Annotated in this window: 11 protein-coding genes and 1 pseudogene; 6 read left to right on the forward strand and 6 right to left on the reverse strand. The window is 64.9% G+C overall.

Features of this window, described 5'->3' with window-relative positions; all coding sequences use genetic code 11:
* Positions 1-2: 2 nt before the first annotated feature.
* On the reverse strand, positions 3-650 hold the full coding sequence (locus tag ACODSM_RS17275; RefSeq protein WP_056062406.1) for a MotA/TolQ/ExbB proton channel family protein: 648 nt from the start codon (positions 648-650) through the stop codon (positions 3-5).
* Positions 651-1,002: 352 nt separating this feature from the next.
* Here ACODSM_RS17275 and xseA point away from each other — a divergent pair, with 352 nt between their 5' ends.
* The gene (gene xseA / locus ACODSM_RS17280; RefSeq protein ID WP_488806323.1) at positions 1,003-2,328 is read left to right on the forward strand and encodes an exodeoxyribonuclease VII large subunit; all 1,326 of its coding nucleotides are present in this window, start codon (positions 1,003-1,005) and stop codon (positions 2,326-2,328) included.
* Between the two features lie 211 nt (positions 2,329-2,539).
* On the forward strand, positions 2,540-3,121 hold the full coding sequence (locus ACODSM_RS17285; protein WP_015014240.1) for a superoxide dismutase: 582 nt from the start codon (positions 2,540-2,542) through the stop codon (positions 3,119-3,121).
* Between the two features lie 172 nt (positions 3,122-3,293).
* Here the strand turns inward: ACODSM_RS17285 and ACODSM_RS17290 are convergent, their stop codons facing one another.
* Complete coding sequence (locus tag ACODSM_RS17290) at positions 3,294-3,833, reverse strand: DUF192 domain-containing protein (RefSeq protein WP_488806325.1); 540 nt, start codon at positions 3,831-3,833, stop codon at positions 3,294-3,296.
* A 198-nt stretch (positions 3,834-4,031) separates the two neighbouring features.
* A complete protein-coding gene (locus tag ACODSM_RS17295; protein ID WP_015014238.1) occupies positions 4,032-4,235 on the reverse strand; it encodes a hypothetical protein in 204 nt (67 codons plus the stop codon).
* A 225-nt stretch (positions 4,236-4,460) separates the two neighbouring features.
* On the opposite strand from ACODSM_RS17295, the gene icd reads away from it, so the two are divergent.
* From icd to ACODSM_RS17315, 4 genes are all read left to right on the forward strand, one after another.
* A complete protein-coding gene (gene icd, locus ACODSM_RS17300; RefSeq protein WP_488806326.1) occupies positions 4,461-5,720 on the forward strand; it encodes an NADP-dependent isocitrate dehydrogenase in 1,260 nt (419 codons plus the stop codon).
* A gap of 387 nt (positions 5,721-6,107) precedes the next feature.
* Positions 6,108-7,958, forward strand: a complete 1,851-nt coding sequence (locus ACODSM_RS17305) for a PAS domain S-box protein (RefSeq protein WP_488806327.1) — start codon at positions 6,108-6,110, stop codon at positions 7,956-7,958.
* A complete protein-coding gene (locus ACODSM_RS17310; RefSeq protein ID WP_015014235.1) occupies positions 7,955-8,368 on the forward strand; it encodes a response regulator in 414 nt (137 codons plus the stop codon). The genes ACODSM_RS17305 and ACODSM_RS17310 overlap by 4 nt, the downstream gene beginning before the upstream one ends.
* 18 nt (positions 8,369-8,386) lie before the next feature.
* Entirely contained in the window at positions 8,387-12,019 is a 3,633-nt protein-coding gene (locus ACODSM_RS17315) for an EAL domain-containing protein (RefSeq protein ID WP_488806328.1), read from the forward strand.
* Between the two features lie 120 nt (positions 12,020-12,139).
* Here ACODSM_RS17315 and mmsB read toward each other — a convergent pair.
* The 3 genes and pseudogenes from mmsB to ACODSM_RS17330 all read right to left on the reverse strand — a co-directional run.
* Positions 12,140-13,045, reverse strand: a pseudogene (gene mmsB / locus ACODSM_RS17320) (3-hydroxyisobutyrate dehydrogenase); the annotation flags it as partial.
* Positions 13,046-13,140: 95 nt separating this feature from the next.
* Complete coding sequence (locus tag ACODSM_RS17325; RefSeq protein ID WP_476018702.1) at positions 13,141-13,542, reverse strand: DUF488 domain-containing protein; 402 nt, start codon at positions 13,540-13,542, stop codon at positions 13,141-13,143.
* A 33-nt stretch (positions 13,543-13,575) separates the two neighbouring features.
* Positions 13,576-14,097, reverse strand: coding sequence for a TfoX/Sxy family protein (locus ACODSM_RS17330; RefSeq protein ID WP_488806329.1), 522 nt, complete (start codon positions 14,095-14,097; stop codon positions 13,576-13,578).
* Positions 14,098-14,105 lie beyond the last annotated feature (8 nt).

Raw genomic sequence — 14,105 nt, forward strand, 5'->3', positions numbered from 1 at the left:
GCTTATTTGGCTTTGCGCAGGCGCAGGATGTGGCGAACGAACTGCTCCGAAGCCAGCTCCAGCGTGAGCAGGTAAGCGTCCACGCGGGCCCGGAAGTAGCGCCAGAAGATCAGCGAAGGGATCGCCACGATCAGGCCAAATGCCGTGTTGTAGAGCGCAATCGAGATGCCATGTGCCAGCTGTGCCGGGTTGCCACCGCCCATGGCCTGGCCCACACCGCCGCCGCCGGCTTGCGAACCAAAGATCTCGATCATGCCGATGACGGTGCCCAGCAGGCCCAGCAGCGGCGCGGCCGAGGCGATGGTGGCCAGGGCCGACAGGTACTTCTCCAGCCGGTGCGCTACCGCGCGGCCGGTGCCTTCCATGGCGGCGCGCAGGTCGGTTTCGCTGCACTGGGGGTTGCTGTTGAGGGTACGCAGGCCGCTGGCCAGCACTTCACCCAGGGCCGAGTTCTGGGCCAGCTGGTTCACCACATCGGGGGTGGGCAAGGCCTTGGACGACACCGTGATGGCTTCGTCGAGGAGTTTGGGGGGGGCCACGCGGGCCGTTTTCAGGGCCAGAAAACGTTCAAAAATCAGTGCCAGTCCCAGGACGGAACACGCGATCAGGGGCCAGATGGGCCAGCCTGCGGCTTGTATGATGGACAGCAAATCTCTCTCCGCGCAGATGAAAGCAATCGGCGATTATGGCCTAGCTTGCGGCGGCCACCGCGTCACAAACCGTTACGTTATCGCGAACGCCACCCATCACCGCGCTCACCCACAAAAACTGTGGATAACTTTGTGGGCAACCCACATCCGCAGCCCCGCAAAGTGGCTCCGCGCCGTGCTTGCAACAGATTGATGAAAAATTGTGCAATGAAAAACATATATAAATCAACAACTTGCACGTGTTCTCGTGTTTTGCGGCCGATTGGGGTGTCTGGGTTGAAGGCAGCGCCCGCTGGCCCGAAACTGTGGAGTACTCGCAGGGGGGGCGCCACGCCAACGCGCGCCGTTTCTCATGTTTGATCGCTCAAGCCCAGCAGCGGCGCCCCGTATCTGGGAAGTTGGCGCGCTGTGCCGCGCCATTGCTGATGCTCTGGAGGCGCGCTTCAATCCTGTTGCGGTGCGCGGGGAGATCACGGGCTTCTCGCGCGCGTCCAGCGGTCATTGTTATTTTTCGATCAAGGACGCCAACGGGCAGTTGCGCTGCGCCATGTTCCGCCGCGCAGCCACGCTGCTTGACTTTTCGCCGCGCGATGGCGAATTGGTGGAAGTGCGCGGGCGGCTTGGCGTGTACGAGGCGCGAGGCGATCTGCAGTTCATCGTGGAGAGCATGCAGCGTGCGGGGCAGGGCGCGCTGTTCGAGCAGTTCCTGCGCCTGAAGGCGCAGCTCGACGCCGAAGGCCTGTTCGACACGGCGCGCAAGCGCCCGCTGCCGCTGCAGCCGCGCGGCATTGGCCTGGTCACCTCGGCGGGTGCGGCTGCGTTGCACGATGTGGTGACGGCGTTGCGCCGCCGGGTGCCGCACATTCCGGTGGTGCTGGTGCCCGCGCAGGTGCAGGGTGTGGCCGCCCCGCCGTCGATCATTGCGGCGCTATCAAAACTGTATCTGCTGGCGCAAGCGGGGCGGGCGCAGGGGGGTGATTCGAATCCCAATCCGCCCATTGACGTGATTCTGCTGGTGCGTGGGGGCGGCTCCATCGAGGACCTGTGGGCCTTTAACGACGAGCAACTGGCCCGCACCATCGTGCAAAGCCCGGTGCCCCTGGTCAGCGGGGTGGGGCACGAGACGGATTTCACCATCGCCGACTTTTGCGCCGACCTGCGCGCTCCCACGCCCACGGCGGCGGCCGAGCTGGTGGCCCAGCCGCGCGAAGTCTGGCTGGGAGCGCTGGAGTTGCTCGCAGGCCGCCTCAGCGATGGCGTGCAGCGCCAGCTCGATACCCGTCAGCAGCGCCTGGACCAGGCCGCCGCCCGCCTGGGACGCCCCTCGGGCCTGGTGGCGCGCCAGCAGTTGCAGCTGGCGCGCCTTGCGCAGCGCATGCGCCATGGAGTGCTCCTGAAAATGCAGCGCCTGGCGCAGCGCCAACAAGCGCTGGAGGCCCAATTGCCCCAGGCTCTGCAACGCAGCGTGGCGCAGAACGCCGAGCGGCTGGAGCGTGCCGCCCTGCGGCTGGAATTGCTGGACCCGCGCCTCGTGCTGCAGCGCGGTTATGCGCTGCTGACCGACACCAGCGGCCAGGCCGTCACCAGCATCCGTCAGGCCCAGCCGGGCGACGCACTGCGGGCCACGCTGTCCGATGGGGCTGTGGATGTGACGGTGTCGCAGCCCCGGCTTTTGTAACCGGATCGTGCAGGACGGTGGGCGGCTGGCAGCCCGCCTGTAGGACATGGGCGGTTTGTGGCGCTGCGGGCGGAATCCGGGAGCCCACATGCTGCACAGGTCACCTGATGTTCCTACAATGCCCCCTTCGCGCTGTGTCCGACTGCATTGCTCAGGAAAGCCCGCGTTGCAGACGGCATCCCAGAATTTCAAACCACGAGGAAACACCACCATGGAACACACCCTTCCCCCGCTGCCCTACGCCATCGACGCCCTGGCCCCGCACTACAGCCAGGAAACCCTGGAGTACCACCACGGCAAGCACCACAACGCCTACGTGGTGAACCTCAACAACCTGCAAAAGGGCACCGAGTTCGAATCCATGACGCTCGAAGAGATCGTCAAGAAGTCGAGCGGCGGCATCTACAACAACGCTGCGCAAATCTGGAACCACACCTTCTTCTGGAACTGCATGGCTCCGCAAGGTGGCGGTGAGCCCTCGGGCGCGCTGGCCGCAGCCATCAACGCCAAGTGGGGCAGCTACGCCGCCTTCAAGGAAGCCTTTGTGAAGTCCGCCGTGGGCAACTTCGGTTCGGGCTGGACCTGGCTGGTGAAGAAGGCCGACGGCAGCGTGGACATCGTGAACACCGGCGCCGCTGGCACGCCCCTGACCACCGCCGATAAGGCCCTGCTGACGGTGGACGTGTGGGAACACGCGTACTACATCGACTACCGCAACATGCGTCCCAAGTTCGTCGAAACCTTCCTCGACAAGCTGGTGAACTGGAAGTTTGCTGAAGCCAACTTCGCTTGACCGCTCCAGGCAGTCGCGGTGTGGAGTTCTGTCCACATCGCACTGACAACAAAAAACGGCCCTCGGGCCGTTTTTTGTTGCTCCACAGAAAAGTTGAAGTCTTTTCGACCGGATGCGCTAGTGAATCATGCCTGTGCTGCTATTGAAAATATAGCGTCAGCCGCCGCTTGCTTTACTGCCGGGCAAACGGGGTCCCGCCGAGTTTCGCCCCGGCCTTGATACCCTTCTTGGCAAACCAGCCTTGGTTCATCTCCAGCACGTAGCGCACGGGCTTGGCCGAACAGTGCGAATCCAGTGTCTGGGGCTTCATGTCCTCCAGGTTCACGATGGTGCCGTCATCGGCAATGAAGGCCGCCGTGAGCGGCAGCAAGGTGTTCTTCATCCAGAAGCACTGCTGCGAGGGCTGTTCAAACACAAACAGCATGCCCTCGTGCGCGGGCATTTCCTTGCGGTACATCAGGCCCGTCTGGCGCTCCTGCGGGGTGAGGGCGACCTGGGCATCGATGCGGTGCATGCCAGCGGTCAGCTCCACGCGCCGCAGGTTCATCTGGGGACCTTCCTGCCCCTGGGCGACCCCGGCGGGCACCGCCAGTGCGCCCACCACCAGCCCAGCACACCAGGCCCCGACGGCGCGGCGGGCGCGACTAGGAACACCGGTCGCCGCGCGCAGGGCGGCGAGCGGGAAGGCTGGGAGGGCGCGTGAGGCGGTCATGGGCGGGGCTTTCTGGCAAAAAAAGACAACACGAAGTGCGGCAACTGCGCCAGGGACGGACTGCAGCGGTCGCGAAAAGTTCAGGCGGTGCGCAGGGCGTCTGCGCCACCAAAGAAAACGCCCGCAGGAGCGGGCGGTTTTGAATCAGCGAAGGCCTGAGGGCCCAGTGGCGGGTACGGCAGGCCTTGCAAAGCTGGTTCAGGCGGCCTTGTGGGCAGTTTTCTTCTTGGCGACCTTTTTGTGGGTCTTTTTCTTGGCGACCTTCTTGGTGGCCGGAGCTGCTGCCTGGGCCGTCATGGGAGCGGCTGCAGGAGTGGTGGTGGCAGGGGCGGCTGCGGGTGCCTGTGCAAAAGCACCAGCAGTGAACAGACCGGCCACGAGGACAGCGAGGAGTTTTTTCATATATGCCGTTTCCAGTGTGAACGAAGGTTGAAGGGCCGGACGAATTCCGTACGGCTCCACTCGCAACGATAGCAGCGCACGGCCCGTTGACAGGGTCTTCCACGAAATTTTTTGTCATTAGAATGGTTTGAAACCACACTGCCATGCCTGTGGCGGTGCATCTTTTCCTCGCTTTGCCCCTCATCGACCGAATCAGACTCGGCGCATACCGGAGACTCCCCACCCATGACCACCTACCAGCACATCGTGGTGCCTGCCGAAGGCCAGAAAATCACCGTCAACGCCGACATGTCCCTGAATGTGCCGGACGAGCCCATCATTCCCTTCATCGAAGGCGATGGGACGGGCATGGACATCACGCCCGTCATGATCAAGGTGGTCGATGCGGCTGTGGCCAAGGCCTACGGCGGCAAGAAAAAGATCCACTGGATGGAGGTGTACGCGGGCGAAAAGTCCACCAAGGTTTATGGCCCTGACGTGTGGCTGCCCGACGAAACTCTGCAGGTGCTGCGCGAGTACGTGGTCTCTATCAAGGGCCCGCTGACCACGCCGGTGGGTGGCGGCATCCGCTCGCTGAACGTGGCGCTGCGCCAGGAGCTGGACCTGTATGTGTGCCTGCGCCCCGTGCAGTATTTCAAGGGCGTGCCCTCGCCGCTGAAGGAACCTGAAAAGACCAACATGGTCATCTTCCGGGAGAACTCGGAAGACATCTACGCAGGCATCGAATTTGAAGCCGAGTCCGACAAGGCCAAGAAGCTCATCAAGTTCCTGCAGGACGAGATGGGTGTCAAGAAGATCCGCTTCCCCAACACGTCCGGCTTGGGCGTGAAGCCCGTTTCCATCGAGGGCACGGAGCGTCTGGTGCGCAAGGCCATCCAGTACGCCATTGACAACGACAAGCCCAGCGTGACCATCGTGCACAAGGGCAACATCATGAAATACACCGAAGGCGGCTTCCGCGACTGGGCCTATGCGCTGGCACAGAAAGAATTCGGTGCTGAACTCATCGACGGCGGCCCCTGGTGCCGCCTCAAGAACCCCAAGAACGGCAAGGAAATCACCATCAAGGACAGCATCGCCGATGCCTTCCTGCAGCAGATCCTGCTGCGTCCGGCGGAGTATTCGGTGGTGGCTACGCTGAACCTGAACGGTGACTACATCTCCGACGCGCTGGCGGCGCAGGTGGGTGGCATCGGCATTGCCCCTGGCGCCAACATGTCCGATTCGGTGGCCTGCTTTGAAGCCACCCACGGCACTGCGCCCAAGTACGCGGGCAAGGACTACGTAAACCCCGGCTCCGAGATCCTCTCGGCCGAGATGATGCTGCGCCACATGGGCTGGACCGCTGCTGCCGACCTGATCATCAGCTCGCTAGAAAAGTCGATCGCCTCCAAGAAGGTGACCTACGACTTTGCCCGCCTGATGGAAGGAGCCACCCAGGTGAGCTGCTCCGGGTTCGGACAGGTCATGATCGACAACATGTAAGACCGCACAGCGCCGCCACCCACACGGCGCGGTCGGTGACGTGTTGATGCCCCCGATCCTTGATGGGTTCGGGGGCTTTTTGTTTGGGGCGTGGCCTTTGCGCTTTGCAGTGGATCGCGATGGGTTGCAGCCTTGGCACTTCAGTGTTGGAGTTTTGCCGCGTTCCCCCCTAATATGGTTCGGCGCTCTCGCCGCATTGCGTTGTCCCCTGCTGTCTTGGAGCTGGGGCCACGCAATGCGGCGAGGGGTGGCTTGAGTACATAGCATCGTGAAAGTGCTGTGTGCCCTCACCACCCACACCAAAAACACCGACACCGGGGCCAACGCAGGGCGCACCCAGGCACAGCCAGCACTGCGATGCAGCCCCATCCGGAGCGAGAGGGCTGCATGGCGACTGAATTTTCTGCCGCGTACTGGGAGCAAAACCCCGATGCATTGTTGGTGCTGTCGCCCCAGGGCGTGGTGCTGGAGTGGAATCCGGCGGCCGAGCTGATGTTTGGCTATTCGCAGGCCGAAGTGCAGGGGCGCTCCGTCCTCGACCTCATCGTGCCCCAGGGCCGCGCGCACGAAGAAGACCTTTTCCGTGCCGAGGCCCTGCGCCTGGGCACCTCGGTGCAAGAGGCGGTGCGCCGTCGCAAGGATGGCTCGCTGGTGCATGTCAATGTATCGACCAAGGCCGTGCGCGATGCCTATGGGCAGGTGTTGTACTTCCTGTCGAGCAAGAAGGATGTCACGCAGCTCAAGGTGCAGCGCGATGCGAAGCTGCTGGAGGCACGGTTTCGCGATCTGCTCGAATCCACCCCCGATGCGATCGTGATGGTCAACGTTACCGGGCGCATCGTGCTCGTCAACTCCCAGGCCGAGCGGGTGTTTGGCTACCCCCGTGCCGAACTGCTGGGGCAGGCGGTGGAGGTGCTGCTGCCCCACCGCTACCGCGGCGCCCACCTGGGCCACCGCAGCGGCTTTTTTGGCCAGCCACGCACCCGCACCATGGGGGCGGGGCTGGAGCTGCACGGCCTGCGCAAGGATGGTGGAGAGTTTCCGGTCGAGATCAGCCTGAGCCCCATCGACACCGAAGAGGGCACCATGGTGATGAGTGCCATCCGCGACATCACCGACCGCAAGCGTGCGGACCAGAAGTTCAAGGACCTGCTGGAGGCCGCGCCGGACGCCATGGTCATCGTCAACCGCGAGGGGCACATCGTCCTCGTCAACTCGCAGGCGGTCAAACTGTTCGGCTGGAGCCGCGACGAGCTGCTGGGACAGCCCATCGAGTTGCTGGTGCCCCAGCGCTTCAGCGCCCGGCACCCGGACCACCGGCGCAATTTTTTTGCCGAGCCACGCACCCGCTCCATGGGCGCGGGGCTGGAGCTGCATGGCTTGCGTAAGGACGGCAGCGAGTTCCCGGTGGAGATCAGCCTGAGCCCGCTGGAGACAGAGGAGGGCCTGTTTGTCTCCAGCGCCATCCGTGATGTGACGGAGCGCAAGCGCATCGAGCAGGTGCTGCGCGACAAGAACCTGGAGCTGGAGAACGCGGCCCTGGTGAAAGACCGTTTTCTGGCCAGCATGTCCCACGAGCTGCGCACGCCCCTCAACGCCATCATCGGCTTTACCGGCACGTTGCTCATGCAGCTGCCCGGACCGCTGAATGCCGAGCAGGAAAAGCAGCTGCGCATCGTGCAGACAGGCGCCAAGCACCTGCTGTCGCTCATCAACGATCTGCTGGATGTGGCCAAGCTCAGCGCCAACAAGGTCACGCTGAATCTGGAGCGCGTGGATTGCAAGACCCTGATCGAAGAAGTGTCTGCGACACTGGAAATGGAGGCACGGCGCAAGGGCCTGGCTTTTGCGGTGCACACGCCGCCGGTCGATGTCTTGCTGCTCACCGACCGGCGCGCGCTCAGTCAGATTCTCATCAACCTCGTGGGTAACGCCATCAAGTTCACGCAACAGGGGCGGGTGGATGTGGTGCTGCAGGATTTGCAGCTGCCCACCGGCCGCGCGGTGCAACTGCGTGTGCAGGACACCGGCCCGGGCATACCGCTGCAGGAGCAGCCCCGGCTGTTCGAGGCGTTTTCGCGGGTAGAAAGTGCAGACCGCCGCCACCACGAGGGCACGGGCCTGGGCCTGCACCTGAGCCGCAAGCTGGCCGAGGCCCTGGGTGGCACGCTGGGTTTTGACAGCACCGAGGGCCTGGGCAGCACCTTCACCCTGCAATTGCCGGAGCATGTGGCATGACGACCACCACCACCCATCCCGCCACCGTTCTGGTCATCGAAGACGATGACGCCAGTCGCATGCTGGTCACCTATTTGCTTGAAGCTGCCGGCCACCGGGTGCTGGCCGCCGAGAACGGCGCCGTGGGGCTGGACCTGGCGCTGGCCGAGGGGCCGGACATTGTGCTGTGTGATCTGCAGATGCCCGTGATGAACGGCTACGAAGTGGCCCGGGGCCTGCGGTCCAGCCCGCGCTGGCGGGTGGTGCCTCTGGTCGCGGTGACGGCCTTCTCGATGCCGGGCGACCGTGAGAAGGCCCTCGAAGTCGGTTTTAATGAACACCTGTCCAAGCCCATCACGCCCGAAACCTTTGTGCAGCAGATCGAGGCGTTTTTGGCCAGTGCCCGGCAAACACCCCCTCAATCAGGTTGAATCCCCAGCACGTACAGCATGGCAAAGATCCTCGTCGTTGATGACCTCCCCGCCAACCGCGCGCTGGTGGTCACGCTCATCGGGCACAGCGGCCACCAGGCGCTGGAGGCGGCCGATGGCGCCGAGGCGCTGGCCCTGGTCCGTGCCGAGCGGCCGGACCTGGTGATCTCCGACATCCTGATGCCGACCATGGACGGCTTTGAGTTCGTGCGGCAACTGCGCTCCGACCATGGCCTGGCGGCCACGCAGGTGATCTTTTGCAGTGCGCACTACCAGGAGGAAGAAGCCCTGCGTCTGGCCGAGGCCTGCGGCGTGACCCAGGTGCTGTTCAAGCCCTGCGAGCCGCAAGACATTCTGGCGGCCATCGAACAGGCGCTCACGCAGATCCGCCACCAGCCCTCGGTGGCGCTGGAGCACAGCTTTCAGACCCGCCACCTGCAGCTGATGACGGACAAGCTCACCGGCAACGTGGCCGAGCTGGCAGCCATGAACCGACGCCTGTCCGCACTGACCGACCTGAACCTGCAGCTGGCCTCAGAGCGCGACCCGCAGGTGCTGCTGGCCAATGTGTGCCGTGGCGCCCGCGAGCTGGTGGGCGCGCAGTACGCTGTGCTGTGCGTGGTGCGCAAGCACAGCGACGGCGCCATCACCTGCACCAGCGGCATGGACCCTGCCCTGCAGAACGGGCCTGTTGATCTGCCCGTGGTGTCGCACGGGCTGCTGGGCCAGCTGCGGGCGGAACGCCGGCCGCACCGCCTTGTTAATGCAGGGGGTGACCCCGTGGCGCTGGGCTTGCCCGCAGGATATCCCCCGGTGCACACGGCAGTGATCGCGCCCATCGTGTCGCTGTCGTTCTCCTACGGCTGGCTGTGCCTGGCCAACAAACAGGGGGCGGACGCCTTCAGCGCCGACGATGAAAAAGTCCTGGCCATCCTGGGCGCGCAAGTGGGCCGCATCTACGAAAACGGCAGCCTGTACCAGGAGATCCAGCAGCACGCCGAGCAACTGCAGGTGCAGGTGCAAGAGCGCCAGCGGGCTGTGGATGCCCTGCGCGCCAACAAGGCCAGCCTGCGCAGGGCCCAGGCGCTGGCCAAGATATCCCACGTCATCAGCGGGCCTGACGGCGCCTTTGAGAGCTGGCTGGACACCTTGCCTGACATGCTGGGGCTGGACGAGAGCGCCATGCCCCGCTCGGCCCGCGACTGGCTGGCGCTGGTGCACCCCGATGACCGCGACATGTTCCGCCGCCACGCGCTGCAGGCGGCGCACCAGGGCGCGCGCATGGACTTTACCTACCGCGTGGTGCGTGGCGACGGCCAGCCGCTGTACCTGCGTCAGGTGATGGAGCCCCTGGAGGACGAAGCGGGCCGGGGCGAGCTGGGCCGCTGGTTCAACACCATCCAGGACATCACCAAGGAAAAGCGCGCCGAAGAAGAACTGCACGAAAGCGACCGCCGCTTCAACGACATGCTCGACAAGGTCGAGATGATCTCGCTGATGCTGGACTGCGAAGGCCGCATCACCTACTGCAACGACTACCTGCTGCGGCTGACCGGCTGGCAGCGCGACGAAGTGTTTGGCCGCAACTGGTTCGACCTGTTCGTGCCGCCCGAGATGGGCGATGTGCGCAGCGTCTTTGCTGACGTGCTGGCCGACCGGCCCTCGGCCTGGCATTACGACAACGAGATCCTGACCCGGTCTGGCGAGCGGCGCCTGGTGCACTGGAACAACACGGTGCTGCGCTCCGTGGGCGGGCAGGTGACGGGGGTGGCGGCCCTGGGTGAGGACATCACGGCACGCCGCGACGCCGAGCGGCGCATCAAGCGGCTGAACCGCGTGTATGCCGTGCTCAGCGGCATCAACACCCTGATCGTGCGGGTGCGCCAGCGCGACGAACTGTTCCGCGAGGCCTGCCGCATTGCGGTGGAGCACGGCCAGTTCAAGATCGCCTGGATCGGCCGCGTGGACCACGCCCTGCAAGAGGTGGTGCCGGTGGCGCTTGCCGGGGCAGGGGCGGAGTTCCTCATGCATGTGCGTCGCCGGTTGTGGCTGAGCGAAACCCCGAGAGAGGGCGAAAGCCTGAGCGCCAGCGTGGTGCGCACCCGGCAGTCCGTGGTGTGTGAGGACATTCAGAACGACCCGCGCATCCTCGTCCCCCAGGAGCTGGCCGCGCGCGGCGTGGCGTCGATGGCCGTGTTGCCCCTGCTGGTGGCGCACGAGGTGGTCGGCGTGATCGCCCTGTTTGCCGACGAAGCCGGGTTCTTTGACGATGACGAGATGCACCTGCTGACCGAGCTGGCGGGCGACATCGGCTTTGCCATGGACCACCTCGACAAGGAAGAGCGACTGAACTACCTGGCGTACTACGACGACATCACCGGTCTGCCCAACCGCACCCTGTTCCTGGAGCGCAGCGGCCAGCACCTGCGGCCACGCGAAGGCGCCAAGACGCTGCTCGGCATGGGGCTCATGGACATCAGCCGGTTTCGGTTCGTCAACGACACGCTGGGGCGCCAGGAGGGCGACGAACTGCTCAAGCAGGTGGCGCAGCGGCTGCAGCAGGCGGCGGGCGACGCGTACGACGTGGCGCGCATTGGCGTCAACAGCTTTGGCATCGCCGTGACTGACGCGCGGGATGCAGGCGCGGTGGCGCTGGCGCTGGATGGCCTGATGCGCGCCTGTTTTGATGCGCCCTTTGTGCTGGGCGGCACCGAGCTACGCATGGCCGCCAAGGCCGGTGTCGCGCTGTACCCCATGGATGGTGCCGATGCAGAAACCCTGCTGCGCAACGCCGAGGCCGCCCTCAACAAGGCCAAGGCCTCGGCCGACAGCCTGTTGTTCTACACCTCGGAGATGAACACCCGCGTGGCCGAAGCCCTGAGCCTGGAGGGGCGCCTGCGCGATGCGCTGGAGCAGGGCCAGTTCGTGCTGCACTATCAGCCCAAGCAGCACCTGGCCTCGGGCGCCATCGCCGGGGCCGAGGCCCTGATCCGCTGGAACGACCCGCGCCGGGGGCTGGTGCCGCCCGCGCAGTTCATCCCCATCCTGGAGGAAACCGGCCTGATCTACGAGGTGGGCCGCTGGGCGCTGCGCCAGGCCCTGGCCGACAACCTGCGCTGGCGCCAGGCAGGGCTTGCGCCCCTGCGGGTGGCCGTCAATGTGTCGTTCCTGCAGCTGCGGCACCGGGGCTTCATTGCCGAGGTGCGCGACGCCGTGGCCCACGACGCCCAGGCGGCCGCCGGGCTGGAGCTGGAGATCACCGAAAGCATGGTCATGGACGACGTGCAGCACAGCACCGCCAGCCTGCATGCACTGCGCGAGATGGGCATCACCATCGCCATCGACGACTTCGGCACGGGGTTTTCATCGCTGAGCTACCTCGCCAAACTGCCGGTGGACACGCTCAAGATCGACCGGTCCTTCATCCTGAACATGGCCTCGGGTCCGCAGGGCGTGGCGTTGGTCTCCACCATCATCAACCTGGGACATTCGCTCGGCCTGAAGGTGGTCGCCGAAGGGGTGGAGACCGAGGACCAGTCCCGCCATCTGGCACTGCTGGGCTGCGACGAGATCCAGGGGTACCTGTTGAGCAAGCCGGTGCCTGCCGAGGTGTTTGAGGAGCAGTTTCTCCAGACCCTGGTGGCGAAATAGCGGGCAAAAAAATGCCGACCTGCAGGTCGGCATGGTGGCTGCGGCGTGAGGCCCTCGGTGGACGAGGGGGCCGCAAAGATCAGCAGCGCCCCCAGCCCTGGGTCCTCAGCGTATTCGCTTTCAGCCCTTTTGCACCATCTTGATGATGCTGGAGAAATCCAGCGCGCCGTGGCCCGCCAAGCTGTGCGCCGCATACAGATTACGCGCCATACCCCCCAGCGGCGTGGCAGCCTTCACCGCCATCGCGTTCTCCTGCGCCAGGCCCAGGTCCTTGAGCATTAGGTCCGTACCAAAGCCGCCCGCATAGCCTTTGCTGGCGGGCGCAGTTTCCATCACGCCGGGGAAGGGGTTGTACTTCTCCAGCGCCCAGTTGCCGCCCGAGCTGCGGCGCATGATCTCGCTCAGCACCTTGGGGTCCAGGCCGTTGGCCACGCCCAGGGCAATGGCTTCGCTGGTGCCGGCCATCAGGATGCCCAGCAGCATGTTGTTGCAGATCTTGGCCGTCTGGCCTGCGCCGACGCTGCCTGCGTGGAAGATGTTGGCGCCCATTTTTTCGAGCACGGGGCGGGCGCGTTCCAGGTCGGCCGCATCGCCGCCCACCATGAAGGTGAGGGTGCCTGCAATGGCGCCGCCGGTGCCACCCGACACGGGGGCATCGATAAAGGCCACGCCCTTGGCCTTGGCGGCCTCGGCCACCTTGCGGGAGGTGGCGGCTGCGATGGTGGAGCAGTCGATGATCAGCGTGCCTGCAGGCAGCTGGGCCAGCAGCTCGCCCGCGCCGAGGAACAGGCCTTCGACATGCTGGCTGGCGGGCAGCATGCTGATGACGACTTCGGCGCCTGCGACTGCCGCCTTGGCGTCAGCAGCGATGGGCACGCCGTCTGCGGCCAGCTTGTCGCGGGCGGGTTGCGAGAGGTCGAAAGCGCGCACTTCGTGCCCTGCCTTGTGCAGGTTGTGTGCCATGGGGCCGCCCATGTTGCCGAGGCCGATGAATGCGATTTTCATGCTGTGTTGCTCCTGGATGTCGTTGTGATGGTGAAAGAAAAGGGTTCGGGTTTGGTATGAATTTGATAGCTACCAGCGCATATTCATCTAGCGCTTGAGCCCAAAAACATCGGAAATCAATCGGTAATGTCTGCTCCGCGGCCCGCCAGCTCAGCGCGGAGCACCGACCGGTGGCAGCGCGCTTCGTCTTCGCAGTAGCAGCCCAGCGACATGGCGCTGTGGTGCGACAGCGCGGCCAGCAAATCCAGCGTGCGGCTGGCCTCGGGCTGGGCCAGTTCTTTGCGGAACTGCTTGGCGAAGGCCTCCCATGCCTTGTCGCCTTCTTGGCCGCTGGGCACCTGCTGCCCCTGGGCCATGAGGTCGGCGCTGGGGGAGAGCAGGGGGTACCACACGTCGTAGTAGTCGCGGCTGGCGAACTCGGCCTTGGGCACGCCACGCGGCGGGCGGCGCACGGTGCCGATGCGGGTGCCTTCCCCAGCGGCGCGCGGGGTGCCAAGGCGGACGATGCGAAGGGGCATGGTGGGGCTCCGGGTGGGGTGTGGAGGGGCGAGTCAGTCGTCGGCTTCGAAAATGCTGTGCTTCTTGGCTGCGGGCTTTTTGGCAGGGGGCTTGGCGGCCTTGGCGGCCTTGGTGGTCGCGCTTGGCGCGCTTTTCGCGCGCGTGCCTGTTGCTGCGACTGTCTTGGCAGTAGCTGGCTGGGCTTTGGTGGCATCCCTTTTTTTCTTGGGCGATGCCGCCTTGGCGTGCGGGTTGTAGGCCAGTGCTTCGTCGATCCAGAAGCTCCATTGCGCCCGGGTGGAAAAGCCGTTGGCCTCCACCCAGAAGTAGCCCTTCATCCCGCCGCCCGGAGAGAGTTCGCGTGTGTTCTGCATCTCCTGCAACTCGCCATGCCGCTCCGGAGGTAACCGCACCAGCAGCTCCTCGCCCTTGACGGCGATGCACATCTTGCCGTCCACGAAGAAGGCGTGCGTTCCAAACAGGGCACGCTCTTCCACGTCGCTGCGGTGCGCGAGCGCCGTGCGCACGGCGTCGATCAGGTGCAGGGTTTCGTCAGACAGCGGGCGGGCGGGCATGGTGTGAG

It is taken from the genome of Acidovorax sp. FG42 (assembly GCF_057809195.1).

Coding starts and splice junctions, on each gene's coding strand:
- xseA (WP_488806323.1), top strand. CDS start 1,003: ATGTTTGATCGCTCAAGCCCAGCAGCGGCGCCCCGTATCTGGGAAGTT.
- ACODSM_RS17285 (WP_015014240.1), top strand. CDS start 2,540: ATGGAACACACCCTTCCCCCGCTGCCCTACGCCATCGACGCCCTGGCC.
- ACODSM_RS17290 (WP_488806325.1), bottom strand. CDS start 3,833: ATGACCGCCTCACGCGCCCTCCCAGCCTTCCCGCTCGCCGCCCTGCGC.
- ACODSM_RS17295 (WP_015014238.1), bottom strand. CDS start 4,235: ATGAAAAAACTCCTCGCTGTCCTCGTGGCCGGTCTGTTCACTGCTGGT.
- icd (WP_488806326.1), top strand. CDS start 4,461: ATGACCACCTACCAGCACATCGTGGTGCCTGCCGAAGGCCAGAAAATC.
- ACODSM_RS17305 (WP_488806327.1), top strand. CDS start 6,108: ATGGCGACTGAATTTTCTGCCGCGTACTGGGAGCAAAACCCCGATGCA.
- ACODSM_RS17310 (WP_015014235.1), top strand. CDS start 7,955: ATGACGACCACCACCACCCATCCCGCCACCGTTCTGGTCATCGAAGAC.
- ACODSM_RS17315 (WP_488806328.1), top strand. CDS start 8,387: ATGGCAAAGATCCTCGTCGTTGATGACCTCCCCGCCAACCGCGCGCTG.
- ACODSM_RS17325 (WP_476018702.1), bottom strand. CDS start 13,542: ATGCCCCTTCGCATCGTCCGCCTTGGCACCCCGCGCGCCGCTGGGGAA.
- ACODSM_RS17330 (WP_488806329.1), bottom strand. CDS start 14,097: ATGCCCGCCCGCCCGCTGTCTGACGAAACCCTGCACCTGATCGACGCC.